The 18900-nt window shown below is 63.3% G+C and carries 15 protein-coding genes, 1 tRNA gene and 1 pseudogene; 13 read left to right on the plus strand and 4 right to left on the minus strand.

The features are described from left to right. Positions 1-389: 389 nt before the first annotated feature. Positions 390-462, plus strand: a tRNA-Arg gene (locus INT29_RS06665). Between the two features lie 122 nt (positions 463-584). Next, on the plus strand, positions 585-1388 hold the full coding sequence (locus INT29_RS06670; protein ID WP_193071168.1) for an alpha/beta fold hydrolase: 804 nt from the start codon (positions 585-587) through the stop codon (positions 1386-1388). A gap of 11 nt (positions 1389-1399) precedes the next feature. Here INT29_RS06670 and INT29_RS06675 read toward each other — a convergent pair. The 3 genes and pseudogenes from INT29_RS06675 to INT29_RS06685 form a co-directional block, all read right to left on the minus strand. Next, positions 1400-2299: pseudogene (locus INT29_RS06675) on the minus strand (DNA alkylation repair protein). A 67-nt stretch (positions 2300-2366) separates the two neighbouring features. Then, entirely contained in the window at positions 2367-3788 is a 1422-nt protein-coding gene (gene argG, locus INT29_RS06680) for an argininosuccinate synthase (protein WP_101573969.1), read from the minus strand. Between the two features lie 189 nt (positions 3789-3977). After that, a complete protein-coding gene (locus INT29_RS06685) occupies positions 3978-5477 on the minus strand; it encodes an APC family permease (protein ID WP_193071169.1) in 1500 nt (499 codons plus the stop codon). A 243-nt stretch (positions 5478-5720) separates the two neighbouring features. Between INT29_RS06685 and INT29_RS06690 the strand changes: the two genes are divergently transcribed. The 11 genes from INT29_RS06690 (at position 5721) to INT29_RS06740 (ending at position 18007) form a co-directional block, all read left to right on the plus strand. Beyond that, positions 5721-6869 carry a CPBP family intramembrane glutamic endopeptidase gene (locus INT29_RS06690; RefSeq protein WP_193071277.1) on the plus strand — a complete coding sequence of 383 codons (1149 nt, stop codon included), beginning with the start codon at positions 5721-5723 and terminating at the stop codon, positions 6867-6869. Positions 6870-6923: 54 nt separating this feature from the next. Next, positions 6924-7400 carry a DoxX family protein gene (locus tag INT29_RS06695; protein WP_193071170.1) on the plus strand — a complete coding sequence of 159 codons (477 nt, stop codon included), beginning with the start codon at positions 6924-6926 and terminating at the stop codon, positions 7398-7400. Between the two features lie 109 nt (positions 7401-7509). After that, entirely contained in the window at positions 7510-8277 is a 768-nt protein-coding gene (locus tag INT29_RS06700; protein WP_193071171.1) for a siderophore-interacting protein, read from the plus strand. Between the two features lie 30 nt (positions 8278-8307). After that, positions 8308-8985 carry a GrpB family protein gene (locus INT29_RS06705; protein ID WP_226841698.1) on the plus strand — a complete coding sequence of 226 codons (678 nt, stop codon included), beginning with the start codon at positions 8308-8310 and terminating at the stop codon, positions 8983-8985. Positions 8986-9038: 53 nt separating this feature from the next. Beyond that, entirely contained in the window at positions 9039-9605 is a 567-nt protein-coding gene (locus INT29_RS06710) for an isochorismatase family protein (RefSeq protein WP_101573823.1), read from the plus strand. An 86-nt stretch (positions 9606-9691) separates the two neighbouring features. Continuing rightward, complete coding sequence (locus INT29_RS06715) at positions 9692-12076, plus strand: MMPL family transporter (protein ID WP_193071172.1); 2385 nt, start codon at positions 9692-9694, stop codon at positions 12074-12076. Between the two features lie 240 nt (positions 12077-12316). Beyond that, positions 12317-13624: a sensor histidine kinase gene (locus INT29_RS06720; RefSeq protein ID WP_226841699.1), complete on the plus strand. Its 1308-nt coding sequence runs from the start codon at positions 12317-12319 to the stop codon at positions 13622-13624. Beyond that, complete coding sequence (locus INT29_RS06725) at positions 13621-14241, plus strand: response regulator (RefSeq protein WP_101573825.1); 621 nt, start codon at positions 13621-13623, stop codon at positions 14239-14241. Before INT29_RS06720 ends, INT29_RS06725 begins: the two co-directional genes overlap by 4 nt. Positions 14242-14813: 572 nt before the next feature. Beyond that, positions 14814-16397 (plus strand): serine hydrolase domain-containing protein, encoded by a 1584-nt coding sequence (locus INT29_RS06730; RefSeq protein WP_193071173.1) that lies wholly within the window; start codon positions 14814-14816, stop codon positions 16395-16397. Between the two features lie 141 nt (positions 16398-16538). Next, positions 16539-16883 carry a carboxymuconolactone decarboxylase family protein gene (locus INT29_RS06735; RefSeq protein ID WP_101573833.1) on the plus strand — a complete coding sequence of 115 codons (345 nt, stop codon included), beginning with the start codon at positions 16539-16541 and terminating at the stop codon, positions 16881-16883. Positions 16884-16969: 86 nt separating this feature from the next. Next, positions 16970-18007: a GlxA family transcriptional regulator gene (locus INT29_RS06740; RefSeq protein ID WP_193071174.1), complete on the plus strand. Its 1038-nt coding sequence runs from the start codon at positions 16970-16972 to the stop codon at positions 18005-18007. Between the two features lie 66 nt (positions 18008-18073). Here INT29_RS06740 and INT29_RS06745 read toward each other — a convergent pair whose 3' ends face one another. After that, on the minus strand, positions 18074-18859 hold the full coding sequence (locus INT29_RS06745; RefSeq protein WP_193071175.1) for an SDR family NAD(P)-dependent oxidoreductase: 786 nt from the start codon (positions 18857-18859) through the stop codon (positions 18074-18076). Between the last annotated feature and the right edge of the window lie 41 nt (positions 18860-18900).

An 18900-nucleotide genomic window follows, 5' to 3' on the forward strand; every position in this document is an offset into this window, starting at 1 on the left:
GGAAAATCCCGGTTTTGAGTCACTGGAAGATGTGCATTGGGTCACAACGGCATCTTGAAAGTCGTGAATGCAACAAATGGGTGACGTGTCTTTTCATGGCGGTGACTGTTCGTTGCAAAGCGTGATTACCCCCGGAGACAGTGGCTGCGGAACCGTCTTGTGTGACCTCAGTGCCCGCTTCGGGTGACCATGACTCACTCCCGAAGTGACTTCAGCACCCTCGCGGAGGTGGCTCTCCTATTCCGGCGGACGCCGAACGTCCAATCGCAGGCGCAGCCCCATCTCACCGAAGTCTCAAATGTGGGGAAGCGCACTCTGGCCGAATTTGAGCTTGGACGAATTCGGTGTGTATAGTTGATCGAGTTGCAGGGCGTGAAGCCAGGCACCATGCGCCACTAGCTCAACGGATAGAGCATCTGACTACGGATCAGAAGGTTGGGGGTTCGAATCCCTCGTGGCGCACAGTAACGAAGCCCCTCGCCAGCAGATATGTTGGTGAGGGGCTTTTTCGATCTGTAAGTGCTGCGGGCGTTTTCGCATTGGGAACACCGGTCTCTGGAAGCCTCGGGCGCTAGAATTGGGCCATGGCCGCAATCACTGCCGATGACGGTGTTCGACTCGAGTACACACAAGCTGGAGATCCCTCCGGTCGTCCCGTGGTGCTGTTGGCAGGGTTCAAGGCGCCGGCGGCCAGTTGGCGTTACCAGGTCGAGGCACTGACGCAAGCAGGATACAAAGTGTTCTCAGTGGACCTGCGCGGTCACGGAAATGCCGACCACCCCACATCAGGCGTGACCATGGAGCGTCGAGGCCAGGACGTTGCGCAAGTTCTCGAAGCCTTGGGCCTGACAGAAGTTCTACTCGTGGGCGGATCTATGGGCGGCAACACGATCTGGTCGTTCCTGTCCCAATTCAGCGCCGATCGCATCGCCGGAATCGTTGTCGTCGACCAGACACCGAAGATGCTCAATACCGCTGACTGGCCCCACGGATACTACGGCTACGACGAATCCAACAAAGACACCTACTTCGCCGAGGGCATTCCTCCCACCGGGCATGGCACCCCTGTCTGGAAACGTGGCAAACGCATGCTGCGCCTGCTCAAAGCCATGAAAGGCGTGGATCACAAGCTCAGCCGCGGTGAGCTGGCTCTTCTGAACGGCCATGCGAAGGCCGACTGGCGCCCCGTCATAGAGGGAAGCGACGTGCCCGTGCTATTCGTCGCAGGAGCCGAAAGCGAGCACTGGCCAGCGGCGCATGCGACCGCAGCCGCAGGTCTGGCCCCAATCGGATCATCGACGGTCATCCCCAACGATGGGCATGCCGCCAACATCGAACAACCCGATGCCTTCAATCAGATTCTGCTCGAATTCGCTGAGTCCCTATAGCTCCTGCCGCCTCACCTCCATCGAGTCAGCAACTCCTCACGCTGCCCCGGTGACAGATACTTGACCACTTCCCGCAGCGTCACGCCCGAGGCTCGCTTCGAGCGCGGCAGCATCCAGTCAAAGACCATATCGGGCCGCTTCCGAGCAGCGTCACGCAGTACCCAGCCGATGGCCTTGCGGATGAAGAACTCCTTCTAGTCCAGCATCGCATCGGCGAAGCGGGCGAACCGATCGAAGTCTCCACGGCCCTCGCGCAACGGTCGCAGGTGGGCCAGCAGCGCGGCGCGCCGAATCCAGAAATCTTCGTCTGTCGCCCAGCGGTCGAGGGCTTGGTCAAAACCCCCATCGTGTTCGCTCAGCGGGCCGACGACATCGCCGGCCAGTGGATCGACCAGCGCCCAGGTCCGGGACTCTCGAAGCAGCCGTTCAAGGAAGCTGCTGTCCCCGACGCCGAGGTGGTCCATCGATTGGACGAGCACCATCGTGGCCGCACTGCGACACTCGTAGGCAGGTGCCCGATGTGGGTGTGATTCCGGCGGTGAGGGCTTCTTGCCTGCTTCGAGGTTGCTCGTGTCGATGGTGGCCTCGGTGTCCCACAGCAGTTCGGCGAGTTCGATGATTGCGTCATGGTCGAGATCTGCAGAGCGCAGCGCGTCACGTACGACAGCCCTGGTAGCTGGTACGCCAACCCCGTAGTGGACGAGATCGCTCTTGAGGTACTCCCGCTCCTTCTGGGCGCGTACGGCGGTGCCACCCTCGCGGAGCTGGCGGTCGATCGCCTCGGCGAAGGAATGTGCAGTGGACGCTGCTGAAGTCATGGCACGATCTTCCCACTGTCCGCTGAGCCCGGTGCAGCGGTTGGCAATTTCTGGTCGATCCGAGATCGAAGAAGCCCACGCACACAGTGACATCACTGGTGTGCGTGGGCTGCGGGTACGACTCAGCCTTCGGCCGGTGATGGCCGAGAGGACTTCGGGGTCAGTCCGTGCCGGCGTCGAAGGCAGCGGAGAGGCCGGCGAGGTCGCTGGCTGCGTCGATATCGGCACCGGAGTTCGCGATTTCGTCGGCGCCGCCGGCCTCAAGTGAACCGACGAGTTCCGAGGTCGGGCCGGAGACGATGCCCATGGCCGCGTACTGCTCGAGGCGGGCACGTGAATCGGCGATGTCGAGGTTGCGCATGGTCATCTGACCGATCCGGTCCTCGGGGCCGAAGGCGGCGTCGCCCACGCGCTCCATCGACAGCTTCTCTGGGTGGTAGGACAGGTTGGGGCCCTGGGTGTTGACGATCGTGTAGTCGTCACCGCGGCGCAGGCGCAAGGTCACTTCGCCGGTGATCGCCGAGGCGACCCAGCGCTGCATGGATTCGCGCAGCATGAGTGACTGCGGATCCAGCCAGCGTCCCTCGTACATCCGGCGACCCAGGCGGCGACCCTCTTCGTGGTAGAGCGCGATGGTGTCTTCGTTGTGGATGGCATTGAGCAGGCGCTCGTAGGTGATGTGGAACAGTGCCATGCCCGGGGCCTCGTAGATGCCGCGCGACTTGGCCTCGATGATGCGGTTCTCGATCTGGTCGGAGACGCCGAGTCCGTGACGGCCGCCGACCTCGTTGGCCTTGAAGACCAGTGCCACCGGGTCGTCGAACTTCTCACCATTGATCGAGACGGGACGGCCGGCCTCGAAGCCGACGGTGACCTCTTCGGTGGCGACCTCGACGTCATCACGCCAGGCGGCGACACCCATGATCGGGTTGACGATGTCGAGTCCGGCATCGAGGAACTCAAGGCTCTTCGCCTCGTGGGTCGCACCCCAGATGTTGGCGTCTGTGGAGTACGCCTTCTCGGCGGAGTCGCGGTAGGGGTAGCCGTGCTCGACGAGCCATTCGCTCATCTCCTGGCGTCCGCCCAGTTCCTCGACGAAGTCCGAGTCGAGCCAGGGCTTGTAGATGCGCAGCTTCGGGTTGGCCATGAGGCCGTAGCGGTAGAAGCGCTCGATGTCGTTGCCCTTGTAGGTCGAGCCGTCGCCCCAGATGTCGACGCCGTCTTCCTTCATGGCGCGCACGAGCATCGTGCCTGTGACCGCACGGCCCAGAGGAGTCGTGTTGAAGTAGGTCTTGCCGCCGGAGCGGACGTTGAAGGCACCGCACTGCAAAGCGACGAAGCCCTCTTCGACCAGCAGGCGCTTGGCGTCGACGAAACGGGCGATCTCAGCACCGTATTCCTTCGCACGCTCCGTGACGGAGTCGAGGTCGGGCTCGTCATACTGGCCGATATCCGCCGTGTAGGTGCAGGGGATGGCGCCCTTGTGACGCATCCATGCGACTGCGCAGGAGGTATCCAGTCCGCCGGAGAAGGCGATTCCAACATGCTCACCGACTGGGAGCGAAGACAATACTTTCGACATGCTGACCAGCTTAGCGGCCAGGACAACCCGTGTCGAATTGTTATGCATAGATATGTATTTTTATGTGCTTAATGCTTCGGCTCGCTGAGCAGAATCGAGCGGACCACTTAGCGTCGAGGGCAGAGGCTATAGAGTGCCCGCTCGATGCTAAGTGGTCCGCTCGACGTTTCGTGGTTGCGACCTCGGGGCTCAGCGATTCGAGTGGTGGGAGCGGATCGCCTCGGCGACGGCGATCGCATCACCTTCGGGAGCATCGGACTGTCGATCGGGACGGGCGATGAAGAGGTAGATGAATCCGGCTGCCAGCACCACGACGAGGCCGATGAGCACGATCCAGTCGGCGAAGAAGGACCCCGAGTCGCCGGGCAGGGAGAGCAGGATCATGGCGAAGATGCCGTAGGCCAAGGCCGCGGTGTTGACGAGGAAGCCCCAGCCGCGCAGTGACCATGGGCCGGCGGGCTTCCATCCCTTGGCGCGCTGACGCAGTGCGCCGAGGACGACCATCTGGAAGGCCAGGTAGATGCCGAGGATCGCGAATGAGGTGACGGCGACGAGAATTCCGTCGTTGAACCAGATGAGCACGCAGATGAGTGCCGGTGCGATGCAGGCGACGATGAGGGCGTTGCGTGGGACCTTCGTCCCGTCGGTGACCTTTGACAGCCAACGGTGGCCTGGCATCATGCCGTCGCGAGCGAAGCTGAAGATCAGGCGCGAGGCGGCGGCCTGGAGGCTGAGCACGCAGGAGATGAAGGCGGTGATGGCGACGAGGAGGAAGATCTTGGCCCCAACCGTGCCGAGGCTTCCCTCAAGGATCGTGGGAATGGGATCTTCGACCTGTCCGGCCACGATCTCGTCGAGGTTCGGGGCCGCCAGCACGTAGCCGGCGAATGAGAACAGGGCCGAAACCGCGCCGACGACGATCGTCATGAGCATGGCCTTCGGGATGCCGCGAGCGGGATTGGAGACCTCTTCGGCCACGTCGCCGCAGGCCTCGAAGCCGTAAAAGAGGAAGAGTCCGGCGACCGCTGCACCCATGAAAGTTGCGACGTAGCTGCCGTCACCGGCGGTGCCCATGGAGTCGAAGAACACGCCGAAACTGTGCTTGCGCTCGAAGATAAGCAGGAACAGTCCCAGTCCGATGACACCGATGAGTTCGGCGAACAGGCCGATCCTGGCGATCCGAGCCAACCATTTGGTGCCGCTGAAGTTGATGGCCAGGGCGAGGATCAGCAGCGCCAATGCCAGCAGGAGAGTGGTGTTGCGGCCCAGTGCGAAGCCGAAGAGGCTCGCCACGAACCCGGCCCCGAACTCCGACACCGAGGTGATGGTGACGATGAGTGCGCAGATGTAGACCCAAGCTGCCATCCACGCATATTTTTTGCCCCACAATCTGCGTGACCACGGGTAGATTCCACCGGCGATGGGGAATTGGGAGACGACTTCGCCGAAGACCAATGCCACCAGCATCTGCCCGCACGCGACGATGATGATCCACCAGATCGACGGTGGACCACCGGTGGACAGGGCGACGGCCATAAGGGAATAGACGCCGACGAGGGGCGAGAGGTAGGTGAAGCCGAGGGCGAAGTTCGCCCAGGGGCTCATCGACCGTTCGAAGGAGTCGTTGTAGCCGAGGACGGAGAGGTGGTCGGCGTCCGAGAGATGTGATTTCGGGGATGGTTCGGTCATCAGGAGTGCACCTTTGCACGAGTCGACGGTGATTCAACGAGACTCATCGTATCTCAGAATGCGGATGGGTCTGGGTGTCTGGAGTCGGTGCGCTCGAGGGAAGAACAGCGCGGCTCGGCCATGCGGGCGAGAACGATTTCATCCACGAGGCGGAGGTGGCCGGTTCTGCGGCAACGTAGGTTGGTTCCTAAGGACAGCGCAGGAAATGCAGGCCGGCGCAGGATTTGAGGAGAAGCCGTGAGCATGGAAACGGAACGCAGCGACAAGGTGATCGTAGGCGCAGAGCCGGCAGCTGCCTCGGCGAGGGAGGAAGTCGACCCCAAGGGGCGACCCCTGGCAATCGTTCCGGCCACGGTGCCGTGGCTCGAGTTCGCAGTCTTCGTTGCCGTCGCGGTGATCCTCGCCTGGCTCGTGTGCCTGCCGCTGTGGTTGAGCGGCGAGGGCCTCGGAAACGTGATGCTGGTGCAAGTTTCGGGGATGGCTATGATGTTCACCCCGCTGATCGCTGTGGTCGTGGCGATGTTCATCCAGCGCCGTCGCACCGGTGGCCCGCGGGCCAGCATAGTCAGGTACCTCGGTATTTGGCCGCTGCGTCCCTTCGGTCGGGTTTTGGGCATGACCGCGCTCGCATTCTTCGGGATCTTCGTGCTGGTCGCCGTGGCCTACCTGGTGGGAGCGGCCTTCGGCTGGATGCAGGTTGACCTGCTCGGCCTCTCTGGGTTCAAAGCGCAGTTGGCGCAGCTGCCCGGACTCGAAGAGATCCCTGTGGTTGTGGCTGTGATCGGCTACCTGGTGATCATGGCCCTGGGCTCGCTGTTCAACTTCACGGTCGCCTTCGGCGAGGAGGTCGGCTGGCGGGGTTGGCTGCTGACGAGCCTGCGTCCTCTCGGCACCTGGCCCGCGCTCATCATCGTCGGAGTGATCTGGGGTCTGTGGCACGCACCGCTGATCCTGCTCGGATACAACTTCGCTCGCCCCGACATCACCGGCCTGGCGTTCATGGTCGGCGGATGCGTCATGCTGGGAATCCTGTTCGGTTGGCTGCGGCTGTGCACCGGATCGATCTGGCCGGCCGTCGCCGGGCATGCTGCGCTCAACGGTTCAGCGGGAATGCTGCTGGGACTCTTCATCGATGGCTCCGCCGAGGCGCCGGACATGGCCTTGGTCTCGTTCCTGGGTGTGAGCGGCTGGATCGTGTCAGCGATAGTCATCGCCGTTCTCTTCGCCACCGGCCAGTTTCGCAAGCAGCCCGAACTGGGTTTCAAGCGGCCGAAGGCTGTAGCGCCCGCGCCCGTTGCACCTGCAGCGAGTGCGACCGAGACGCCCACGTCGGGCACGACTGGGACTCCCGCGACGAGTCCGACAGCGGCGCCCAGCCGCGAAGTGCTTTGAGGCTGAGGTCGAGCATCCGTTAGGCTCAAAACCCCACACCTCAAGGAGAACTCCATGGCACTAGGTCCATCGTTGCTGCAGACAGCAGGACGCGTACTCACCGCACCAGTCTTCATCACCGGCGGTTATTCGGCGCTGACCAGCCCCGGCGGTCGTGTCGCGGCCGCCGCCCCGACACTCGATGCGATCCGCGAATACCTGCCGGTCCTGCCCGAAGACGATGAACTCCTGGTTCGCGCCAATGGGGGACTGCAGCTCCTTGCCGGAACCACCATGGCGCTGGGCGTCAAGCCGCGCCTGTCCGCGCTCGCCCTCGCTGGATCCCTGGTGCCGACCACGCTGGCCGGTCACGCCTTCTGGGACATGGACGGCGCCGACGCTGCCGCTCACAAGATCCACTTCTCTAAGAACGTTGCGGCATTGGGCGGACTCCTCCTGGTTGCAGGCGCTCAGACGACTAAGCGGGCAGCGAAGAAGGCGGCACAGAAGGCCGCGAAGAAGGCTCAGAAGAAGGCCCTGAAGCAGGGCTGAAACCGGTCCGCGGCTGCCCTCGTGTCGTCGCTTCTCAGTCCACCCCATTTTAGTTAGCTTAGGCTAAGCTCAGGAATGAAAATATTACTGGGCGAAGGGGCGGACGAGTATGGTCAATTGGCAGCGCGGGGTCATGCGCCTGATGCGCATCACCAACCATGAGGTCGCGGTGACGCAGGTCGAGGACTTCACCGACTACTACCGGCGAATCCACTTCACGGGACCCGAGCTCCTGTCCGAGCTCAGCGAGGTCTTTCCCACTGTCTGGACTCGTCTCTGGTTCCCCCATCCGGAGAAGGGCCGCGCCCAAGTCAGTCAGCGTGGGTACACCTTCGTCGATGTGGATCTGACCGCCGGAACCTTCAGCCTCGACTTCGTCCTTCACAGCGATGAGGCAAATCCCGCGGGAAGCGGACCCGCCAGCAAGTGGGCCGCGACCGCGAGGCCGGGCACGAGGATCGAAGCCGCGCTGACCCCCGCCCGCATCGATCTGCCTGACGACACCGATCATGTGGTCCTTGCCGGCGACCTGACAGCACTGCCCGCAGTGAACTCCTGGCTCGACGCTTTCCCCGCCGAGGTGGCTGTGACCGTTGTGCTCGAAGATGACCATGATCCAGAGACCGTTGCAGGCCTTCCTCGGACCGACCATCCGAACATGCGGTGGGACTGGGTCCCCCGCAACGGCCCGATGGGGCACGCCCTGGCCGAGCACATTCGATCGCTTGGTCTCGACCAGAGTGGTCTCTATGTCTGGGCAGCAGGCGAACGCGGCCTCATCAAGCAGGTGCGCGCCGTGGTCAAACAGGATCTGGAGCTGCCGAAGGATCACTACTTCTCACAGTTCTACTGGTTTGAAGGTAAACCCACCGGCTGAAGGCCCAGCAACATGGCTAGTGTGAAGAACATGCCCGAAAAAGATGACGGCAGCACCAAGCCTCTCAAAGCCGAAGCTGAGTCTCGTATCGTCGAGGTGGACAAGATCATCACCTTTCATGATGTCGATGACCCCGATATGTGGGTCCGGTCCGGCCCGCCCCGCGCACCGATCGCGCTCGTCGAGCATGATCCTTCCTGGTTCGAGCAGTATTCGCAGCTGTCTGACCAAATCCTGGCCGTGCTCGGGCCCACGGCATTGGGCATCGGACACGTGGGCTCCACCTCTGTGCCGGGATTGGCGGCGAAGCCCATCATCGACATCGCACTCGTCGTCCCTGACCCAGGTGAAGAGACCGCCTACCGGCCTCGTCTGAACTCCATAGATTTCGAGCTCGTGCTTCGCGAACCTGCCTGGTATCAGCACCGAATGTTCAAGCACATCGACGCTGGCACCGGAAATTCCCTCACCCCAATTTGCAATCTCCACGTCTTCGGCCCACGGTGTTCGGAAATCGCCCGTATGCGCATGTTCCGCTACCGGCTGCGCAGTCATCCCGGCGACCGGGACCGCTATCAGAACGTGAAGCTGCGCTCCGTCGCCGAGGCGAACGCCGCCGGTGAGACTGTCATGGAGTACAACGCCCGCAAACACGATGTCATCAGAGATATCTACCGCAGCATCTTCCGTGCAGAAGGATGGATCTGAGCGACTTCGCCGCGGTCTCTGGAAAACGGCACACAAGCGCCTATGCTCGAGATATGGCGAAGGCACTTCTCATCGTGGACATCCAGAACGACTTCACCGAGGGCGGGGCGCTCGGCGTCGATGGCGGCGACCGTGTCGCCGAAGAGGTGACACGCTTTGTGGACACCCACGCCGATGACTACGACGCGATCATCGCCTCCCGCGACTGGCACGACGCCGGCAGCGACAACGGCGGCCACTTCAGCCAGAACCCCGATTTCGTCGACACCTGGCCCGAGCACTGCGTCGCGGACACCGAGGGCGCTGCATACGATTCACTGCTGGCCGCCGAAGCCATCACCCACCACGTGCGCAAGGGGCAGGGCACACCCGACTACTCCGCCTTCCAAGGGACGACGGATACGGGGGAGCGCCTCGGCGATCTGCTCACAGACCTCACCATCACCGAGGTGGACGTCGTCGGCATCGCCACCGACCATTGCGTGCGCGCCACGGTCCTCGACGCTCTGAAGAACGGATTGTCCGTCCGCGTTCTGCAGGACCTCATCGCCGGTGTCGGCAAGGACTCCTCCACTTTGGCGCTGGCTGAGATGGACGCCGCGGGTGCCACGATCGCCTGATACTCGCGAGACTCCATCGAAAGTTGCAGATTTAGTCTGAACTCCTAGGCGATGTTTTGAGCTCAGAAAATTGATGAGCTTAAGACATGAACACAACACTCACGAAAAGCGCGCACACACTGGTGTCGAAGCGCGGTTCGTGGTTCGTCCTCGGCGGGGTCGTCATCCTCGTCACTCTCCTCTTCGGACTCCTGTCCGGGGCAGGCGAGGATCGGGCCAACGAATCCGCCCCGGCGAACTCCGAATCCACTCAGGCCGCACAGCTCCTGCAGAAGTTCCCCGACGCCGACAAGCAGTCGGTCATGGTCGTGGCCACCCACGACGACGGTTCGGTCCTCAGCGACACCGACCAGTCAGAACTGGGGAAGCTGAGCGGCTCGCTCAGCGACTACATCGACTCGGCTCAATCCGGTGATTCGAGCACAGACTCATCTGCCGGTGACGATGCATCCAAGGCGAGCGGGCCCATCATGAGCGATGACGGCAAGGCCGCGCTGCTCATGGTCCCCATCGAGGTCGGACTGACCAACTCCGACACCGCTGAGACCGTCGACGGGCTCCGCGACTTCATCGCCGATGACTCGCAGGCCGGTGCGCTCGAGGATTCCGGAATGTCCCTTCTGGTCACCGGTGGACCCGCGATCGGCGCCGACATCGCCTCTGCCTTCGGCGGCGCGGACTTCACGCTCCTCATCGTGACCATCGTCATCGTCGCCCTGCTGCTCATCATCACCTACCGCTCGCCGATCCTGTGGCTGCTGCCCCTGATCGTCATCGGCACCGCCGACGGGCTCGCCTCCACGGTGACCGGGGCCATCGGTGACGCACTTGACCTGCAGTTCGACACGGGCATCATCAGCGTCCTCGTCTTCGGCGCCGGAGCCAACTACGCGCTCCTGTTCATCTCCCGCTACCGGGAGGAGCTCGGCCGCGAAAGCGATCACCGTCTGGCGCTGGGCTCCGCTTGGACGCACACAGCCTCGACGATCCTCGCCTCGAACCTGACCGTGGTCCTGTCCCTGCTCAGCCTTATCTTCGCCGTAATCCCAGGAACCCGCGGACTGGGCATCACCGCCGCGGTCGGACTCATCATCGCCGCAGCCGCCGTGCTCTTCGCACTGCCCCCGGTCCTCGCGATCTGCGGCAAGGGCGTGTTCTGGCCCTTCGTTCCCAAGGTTCAGGAAGCAGCCGATGAAATCGCGGTCGTCGAAACAGCTTCCGACGGAACCACCGGAGCGAAGCCCGTTGCGAAGGCCTCCATCTGGAGGACCATCGCGACTCGCGTGGTCAAGAAACCGGGCATCCACCTCGGCGCCGGAATCATCATTCTCGGTGTCATGGCTACGGGACTCATCGGCACCTCGGTGGGACTGGACCAATCCGAGAAGTTCCGCGTGCAGTCAGAATCGGCACAGGGCCTCGATACTCTGGCCGACCACTTCCCGCCCGGCGAATCACAGCCGATCTGGGTCGTCACCGACTCGGCACATGCGAAGGAGGTCGCGGACTCCGTGTCAGACCTCGACGGGGTCGTACGCGCCAACGTCACCGACAAGACGACGACCGGGGGAACCTCGATCTCGAAGGTCATGGTCACCGGCGAATACGAACCCGACAGCCCCGCAGGCCTGGATCTGGTCACCGACATCCGATCCGATGTCCACGCGATCGACGGTGCGGACGCAAAGGTCGGCGGCGCGGCTGCCACGGAACTCGATGCCCGCGACGGAAATGCTCAGGACTTCCTGGCCATTGCACCGCTGATCCTGGCCATCAGCTTCATCATCCTGCTCGGCATCCTGCGTGCACCTCTGGTGGCGGGCACCCTGCTGGTGGTCAACGTGGCCTCCTCGGCCGCATCGATCGGTCTCGGAGCGTTCCTCAGCCGGACGATCTTCGGCCAGGCGGCACTGGATGCGCAGGTTCCGATACTCGCGTTCCTGTTCCTCGTGGCACTGGGCATCGACTACTCGATCTTCCTGTCCCACAGGGCGAAGAAGGAATCTGTCATCCACGGTTCCCGTCAGGGCATGATCGAAGCCGTCAGCCACACCGGCGGCGTGATCACCAGCGCCGGCATCGTCCTGGCCGGAGTGTTCGCGGCACTGGGCATGCTGCCGCTGATGGTCCTCGGTCAGCTGGGGCTCATCGTCGGAGTCGGCGTGCTCGTCGACACCATCATCGTGCGCACGGTCATCGTCCCAGCCATCTTCGGATTGGCCGGCAACAAGATGTGGTGGCCCAACAAGGCGATCACCCGCTCGGAGCACAAATACGCCGATGCTGATGCCGCGGCAGCCGGTGCCGGTGTTACGGCAGCCGGTGCTGGTGAGGCAGGAACTCGGGAATCATCGGCTGCCGATGACACACCGGACGAGAGTGCTCAAGCAGGCAGCACTTACGCAGAGCGCACTCACCTGCTGAGCGAATCCGAGAGCGTCGGTGCCTCGACAGGACACAGCAAGCACTGACCGTCACCGCAGTGTCGAGGACAAACGGCACTGACAGCAGTGGACGGGGCCCGGCCATCGTAAGACATCGGTGGCGGGGCCCCGGCGTGTGAATCCTCGGCTGAAAGTGCGCACTGGGCTGAAAGCGAGCCCAGCTGAAGCCGCACGCATGCCTGACAGTGTGCACTCGATCGAAAGCGCAGCCCGTTGAAAAGCGCACGCGCTCGCCGCAGATGTGATTGAGTTGGCAGGACGAACGACATGCAGGAAGGTGAAACCGTGGACACACGCGGGTGGACAGAGCGCACCATGGAGATCGGCCAGCACGCGATGGCCCTGGCCCTCACCGTGATCTCGTGCATCCGCGCCATCGACGGGGGAGCGGCACCGCTGGCGGCGATCGCAGTGAGCATCGTCTTCCTCGCCTGGTACACCCTCGGTGCCGTCCGGACTGCCCGCAGCGGTGCGATCGTCCTGGCCAAATGGTGGCTGCTGGTCCTCGCCGGTGCGTGGCTGTGCACCCTGCTGGTCTCCGCCGAATTCATCTGGATCGCCTTCGTCCTCTGGCTCCTCGCCGGACACCTGTTTTCGATCCGCATCGCCGTGGTCTTCACCGCCCTGACCTACATCGCCACGGTCGTGGCACCCCTGGCCCATTACGGTGAGGTCGGCACCGCGAGCATCATCGGTTCCCTCATTGGGGCGGTCTTCGCCCTCGGCCTCTCCCGCGGCTATATCGAACTTCTGCGCGAAGGGCGCAGGCGCGAAGAGCTGCTCCAATCCTTGGAGCTGGCTCACCAGAATCTCCTTGACCTACAGGACGAACTTGCCCTGACCCAGCGTCATGCCGGAGAGATCCAGGAACGCACCCGGGTCTCTCGCGACATCCACGACACAATCGCACAGGAGATCTCCTCGATCCGGCTCATCGCCCACGCCGAGGTGGACAAGACCACCGACGAGCATGCCCAGCAGGTCCTGCGCCAAGTCGAGGACCTCGCCGCTCAGAGTTCGCGAGACGTGCGCCGGATCATCGCCGCCCTCGCCCCGGCCGAGCTCGAGGACGGGGCGCTGACCGCGGCCATCCGCCGTCTGCTCGCGCGTCTTGAGGACGACACTTCTATCAACGCTCGCGTCGAGGTCGATGAGACGCTGCCTTCTCTGCCCGCCGAGGTGGAGGTGGCCCTGCTGCGGACTGCACAGTCCGCGCTCGCCAATGTCAGACAGCATTCCCACGCCTCACGCGTCATGGTCAGCCTCATGGATCTCGACGGGTCGATCCGCATGGACATCGTCGACGACGGCGTCGGAATGGCCGAGCCGGGCTCGCGCAAACGCGAATCCGAGTCCGGCTTCGGCCTCGACTTCATTGGGTCGCGCATGCGCGAGCTGGGCGGAGAGCTCGTGATCGAGTCGACGCCGGGCTCGGGATTCGCAATCTCAGCCACACTGCCCAAGAATCCGATTCTGACTTCCCGGCCGGGGGCCGCGGTCGACGGTGAACCCAGGAACCACCTCGGCGCGGCCGATGACGCCAATGGACAATCCACACAAGGAGACAGCGCATGACGATTCGAGTGATCCTCGTCGACGACCATCCCGTGGTGCGGGCCGGCCTGCGGTCCGTCATCGACGCACCCGAGCACATCACCGTCGTCGGTGAGGCAGGCAGCGGCGAAGAGGCACTGGCCGTGGTCGACGAGCTCGCGCCCGATGTGGTGATGTGCGACCTGCGCCTGGGGGAGGGCATCGACGGCATCGAGGTGACGAAGCGGCTCAACGCCCTGCCGAAGAAGCCTGCGGTCCTCATCCTCACGACCTTCGACAACGATTCCGAAATCGTCGCGGCACTCAACGCCGGCGCGGCCGGGTACCTGCTCAAGGACATCAACCCCGAGGACATCTCGACCGCGATCGAGAAGGCTTCACGCGGGGAGACCTATCTGCCGCCTGAGATCTCATCGAAGGTCATCGCCGCGATGCGCAATCCCGGCCCGAAGCTGACCCGACGGGAACGCGACGTGGTGAAGCTGCTGGCCACCGGTGCCTCGAACGCGCAGATCGCGCAGGAGCTCTTCGTCACCGAGGCGACCGTGAAGAGCCATCTGGTCAACGTGTTCACAAAGCTGGGCGTGGACTCTCGTTCCCGCGCCATCCGCGTCGCCGAGGACCAGGGGCTGGTGTAGCACTCGACATCGAGTCCGCGGGGATGAGAGCACAAGAGTTGTCCTGAAGTTCATCGACCTTCTCTGCCGTAATGACGGTCTGCCTGGGCTGGCCCGGCCAGAATAGTGAGAATGGGCGAGGCGATGGCAACGTTGGTCGTCATCGCGCAGGTAAAATGGAATCTGCCTGCCTGGGCGGAAGCCATCGGCGCAGAGCTGATCGGGTTCCCGTTCCTCCGACCACCACCTTATAGCCACTCGCATTCTGCTGGGGTTCGCTGAAACACGCACGGAGCGCCGCCACACTTGTGCGTGCACATGGGGCTCGACACGACGGCCGAGTCTCGAGGTGTAGGAGCATGACAAGGACCCGGCGGCATGATTGGGGCGCGGCGATTAAAGAATACGCGGGGAAGACCAGATCGTAAGTTGAATGAATGATCAGTAACCGACTGTGATGACTGTGCTGGTGAGAAGCTCTCCGTCCGCCGATCTGCGGCCCAGATTGTGCTCTCCAAATCGACCTCAACTGTGCGGGTTCTTCTCCTGCAGGTAAGCTCTCCCTTGCAGATCGAGACCGGTGGAGGCGAAATATGGCGGATATGGACAAGACCCTGCCCGGCCCCACCGACGAATCAGCCGGACAACGTATCGGCGCGCTCTCGGGAAATACCAAAGGCATCAGAATGCAGTCAGAACAGACCGACGGCCAGGCAGTCCCGACCGATCCAGCAAAAGACCCAGCAGATGTACCGGCCGAGGATGCCGAAACTCCACCGGAGATCCGTCCGTTGCCGCGTGCCGGCGACCTCACCTCGGCGAGTGAAGACGCCATCGTCGACCCGTCCGAGGCGATTCTCGAACGCATCGACCTCGACTCCTGGAAATGGCCCGAGTACTTCGCATTCTCACTCACTCGGATGGAAGAGCTCTTCCCCGTCGGCGGCATTCCGCGCGGTATCGGCTCGGTCCGTGATCTCTTGACTCAAGAGCATGATTTCCGTCCCCTGCCCATCGACCGCGAGAAGTGGTCCGCCGCAGACGAAGCCTGGTCGACCGTCGGCGATGTCCTGGCCAATACCTTCACCGATGCCTGGCTCGTCACTCGTGAAGGCGTGGCACTGGCGGAAGAGTACGCCTGGCCGATGAAGCCGGCGCGCCAGCACATGCTGTTCTCGATCAGCAAGTCCATCGTCTCCACCGTCGTCGGCGCACTCAGCGACGCGGGCCTGCTCTCACCGGAAGACCTGGTCGCCTCCCGAGTGCCGGTACTGTCCGAGAGCGGATACGCCGGAGCAACCATCCGCGACCTCCTCGACATGCGATCCGGGATCAAATTCTCCGAGGAATACCTCGAAGAAGGTTCCGAGATCCGGGCACTGTTCGAAGCCGTCGATTTCGCGCCTCGGACAGCTACCTCGGCGAGCGGAATCAAAAACTTCCTCATGGGGCTGACCAGCGAACGCGAACACGGCGGTGCCTTCGTCTATCGCAGCTGCGAGACCGACGTCCTGGCCTGGATCTGCGAAGCCGTCGTCGGGCAGCCCTTCTCCGTCATCGCCAGCGAATATCTGTGGTCGAAGATCGGTGCGGCCCACGCAGCGCAGGTCTGCCAAGACCGCTGGGGCGGGTCCATCGCCGACGGCGCCATCAGCACCACTCTGCGCGACCTGGCAAGGTTCGGCGAGATGATCGCCCGCGGCGGCACCACCGCCGAGGGCGAACGTGTTCTGTCAGGCAATTGGATCGACGACATCTTCACCGGAGCGGCCGACTCCGCCCAGGTCTTTGCGGACTCTCCATCGGGGCAGTCCTACCCGGGCGGCATGTATCGCAGCCAGTTTTGGGTGCCTTCGGCTAGTCGCGACGTGGTCATCGGCATCGGCATTCACGGCCAGATGCTCTACATCGACCGCGCCACCCAGACCGTGGGCGTCAAGCTCTCCAGTGACCCCCAGCCGGTGAGCCTTGCCCACCAGCACGGCACCCTGGCCATGTTCGAGGCCATCGCCGAGGCGGTTCCCCCGAAGGCTGATTCTCCAGCTGTTCCGCCGGTGGCCTCAGCAGTCGAGCCGGCAGCCGACCTCAGGAGTCCAGCTCCGACCGCGACTGCTCCCACCGAGGCTGCTCGAAGCATCGCTCCCCAATCGCTGGCAGCTCAGCCCGGCATCTTCTGACCGACTTCTTCTGGCCGTCATCGTCTGGCCCGCGTTCGGGCGCGCTCCTCCGGTCACATGTGACGAAAGCGAATACATCCCCTTGCCACTGGAGGTAGCGTGGCAATTTGGAACGATTTCGATCCCAGGAGGTAGCGCACCATGACTGATTTCTTCGATCGCGAAGGCGACGGAAAGTACGACAAGGCCTACAAGGAGACGACTCCGGACATCCTCAAGGCCTTTGGTGATTTCAATAATGCCGTCTTCGCTGAGGACGGGCGTGAGATTCCGCTGAAGTACCGTGAGCTCATCGCCTATGCCGTCGGACTGACGACCCAGTGCGCCTACTGCATCGATGCGCACGCGAATGCAGCGGTCAAGGCCGGCGCTTCGGAAACCGAGCTGGCAGAGACCGCATGGACCGCCTCGGCGATTCGGGCCGGCGGCGCATTCGCCCACGGACGCCTCGGCTTCAAGCTCACCGGAGCCCACGACCACAGCTGAATCGAACCGGGAGTCGTGCCCGATCCTCGATTGCTCAGAGTCGCTGATGAACGGGGCCCTTCGATTGCCTAGACTGAAGAGCAATCATGACTGAAGATTCCCGAACCCCACTGCGCAGAACACCCCGCCCGAAGCCGCACCGGATTCTCGTGCTGGCTTTAGGCGGGGTGTCTGCCATTGACCTCGGCGTTCCCGTCCAGGTCTTCGGCCGCGGCTCCAACGCGGTCAGCCCCACCGCGTCTGTTCACCCCAGCGGTATCCTTCCCGGCGGAACCTGGCCGTACTCGGTTGAAGTCTGTGGGGCGGCCCCCGGGATGGTCATCGGAGCCGATGGTCTCTCCTACAGCGTCGACGTCGGACTCGACGCATTGGAAGCGGCAGACACGATCGTCATCCCGGGCGCCGCTTCGGTCGTCGAAAATGAGCCATCAGCGGCCGTCGTCGGGGCTCTGCTCTCCGCGTTCGAGCGCGGTGCCCGGGTCGCCGCAATCTCGACTGGCACCTTTGTCCTTGCACGCACCGGTCTGCTTGCAGGGCGGCGGGCGACGACTCATTGGTCAACGGCGAAGGAACTGGCCCGACGCTATCCCTCGATCGAGGTCGACGAGAACGTCCTGTTCATCGACGAAGGAGCGCTGCTGACCTCGGCCGGAGCAGCCTCAGCGATCGATCTCTGCCTCCACCTCATCCGCCGCGACCACGGTGTGGGACTGTCCAACCAGGTCGCTCGCCGGTTGGTCGCGGCCGCCTACCGCAGTGCAGGGCAGGCCCAATATGTGCCGCGCAGCGTCCCTGACCCCCTTGGTGAGGTCTTCGCCGACACGAGAGAATGGGCTTTGCAGCATCTCGGAGAATCACTGACACTGACCGACCTTGCGGCAAACGCGGGAGTCTCCGTACGCACGTTCTCACGACGCTTCGTCGACGACACCGGATACACGCCGATGCAGTGGGTGCTCCGGGCCCGTGTCGACCTGGCCAGAGAGCTCCTCGAGAACAGCGACTTGGGGATCGAGCAGATCGCTGACCAGGTGGGACTGGGCACCGGAGCGAATCTGCGCATGCATTTCCAGCGCATCCTCTCCACCTCTCCCAACGAATACCGCCATACTTTCTCCGGCTGACTCCGGGGAAGATCTGTCCAGCAGTCACGACTGTGCGCCGCTGATGGCTTACACGCCGGAGACGGCTCACACGGTGATGGGGAGAACGCCGCCGTCAGCACGTAGTGCGGCGCCGTTGGTAGCCGATGACTTGGCGCTGGCCAGGTAGGTCACCAGATTCGCTATCTCGTCGGGTTCGATGAAGCGTTGGATGAGCGAGGACTCACGCACGAGTGTGGACTTCAAAGCCTCAGGAGTAAGCGACTGTGCGGAAGCGATCTGCTCGACCGTGTCTGCTACACCGGCGGAATAGGTCGGGCCGCCCAGAACGGTATTGACCGTAACGCCGGTGCCCCGGGTGAGTTTCGCGAGACCGCTGCTCAGCGCAAGCGCAGCTGCCTTGGTCGCCCCGTAGTGGATCATGTCACCGGGCACATCCACGGCGGACTCGGTGCCGACGAAGATGATCCGCCCCCACCCCTTCTTGAGCATCGGATCAAGAAGACGACGCGAGAGGCGGACCCCACTCATCACATTGATCTCGAAATACCGCAGCCACTCCTCGTCCGAGATCTCCTCAAACCGCGATACGTCAAAGAGTCCCACATTGTTGACCAGCACATCCACGGGATCGAGCGCGTCGAGGAGTGCACCGACGTGCCCTGGGTCAGCGAAGTCGGCGGCTATCCCCGAGACGTCGCAGCCGGGCACCAAGCTGCGAAGACTCTCAAGCGCATCGGACACGCGGTGCCCGTCGCGGCCGTTGATCACTACGGTGGCCCCCTCTGCGGCCAGGCTCGCGGCCACCGCGAATCCGATGCCCTGAGTGGAACCGCTGACGAAGGCCCTTGTGCCTGAGATCTCTGTATCCATGGTGTACGTGTCCTCTCGCGCCGCTGTGCACGGCACCATTT

It is taken from the genome of Brevibacterium sp. FME37 (assembly GCF_014897485.1).
GTDB lineage: Bacteria > Actinomycetota > Actinomycetes > Actinomycetales > Brevibacteriaceae > Brevibacterium.

Coding starts and splice junctions, on each gene's coding strand:
- INT29_RS06670 (WP_193071168.1), top strand. CDS start 585: ATGGCCGCAATCACTGCCGATGACGGTGTTCGACTCGAGTACACACAA.
- argG (WP_101573969.1), bottom strand. CDS start 3,788: ATGTCGAAAGTATTGTCTTCGCTCCCAGTCGGTGAGCATGTTGGAATC.
- INT29_RS06685 (WP_193071169.1), bottom strand. CDS start 5,477: ATGACCGAACCATCCCCGAAATCACATCTCTCGGACGCCGACCACCTC.
- INT29_RS06690 (WP_193071277.1), top strand. CDS start 5,721: ATGGAAACGGAACGCAGCGACAAGGTGATCGTAGGCGCAGAGCCGGCA.
- INT29_RS06695 (WP_193071170.1), top strand. CDS start 6,924: ATGGCACTAGGTCCATCGTTGCTGCAGACAGCAGGACGCGTACTCACC.
- INT29_RS06700 (WP_193071171.1), top strand. CDS start 7,510: ATGGTCAATTGGCAGCGCGGGGTCATGCGCCTGATGCGCATCACCAAC.
- INT29_RS06705 (WP_226841698.1), top strand. CDS start 8,308: ATGCCCGAAAAAGATGACGGCAGCACCAAGCCTCTCAAAGCCGAAGCT.
- INT29_RS06710 (WP_101573823.1), top strand. CDS start 9,039: ATGGCGAAGGCACTTCTCATCGTGGACATCCAGAACGACTTCACCGAG.
- INT29_RS06715 (WP_193071172.1), top strand. CDS start 9,692: ATGAACACAACACTCACGAAAAGCGCGCACACACTGGTGTCGAAGCGC.
- INT29_RS06720 (WP_226841699.1), top strand. CDS start 12,317: ATGCAGGAAGGTGAAACCGTGGACACACGCGGGTGGACAGAGCGCACC.
- INT29_RS06725 (WP_101573825.1), top strand. CDS start 13,621: ATGACGATTCGAGTGATCCTCGTCGACGACCATCCCGTGGTGCGGGCC.
- INT29_RS06730 (WP_193071173.1), top strand. CDS start 14,814: ATGGCGGATATGGACAAGACCCTGCCCGGCCCCACCGACGAATCAGCC.
- INT29_RS06735 (WP_101573833.1), top strand. CDS start 16,539: ATGACTGATTTCTTCGATCGCGAAGGCGACGGAAAGTACGACAAGGCC.
- INT29_RS06740 (WP_193071174.1), top strand. CDS start 16,970: ATGACTGAAGATTCCCGAACCCCACTGCGCAGAACACCCCGCCCGAAG.
- INT29_RS06745 (WP_193071175.1), bottom strand. CDS start 18,859: ATGGATACAGAGATCTCAGGCACAAGGGCCTTCGTCAGCGGTTCCACT.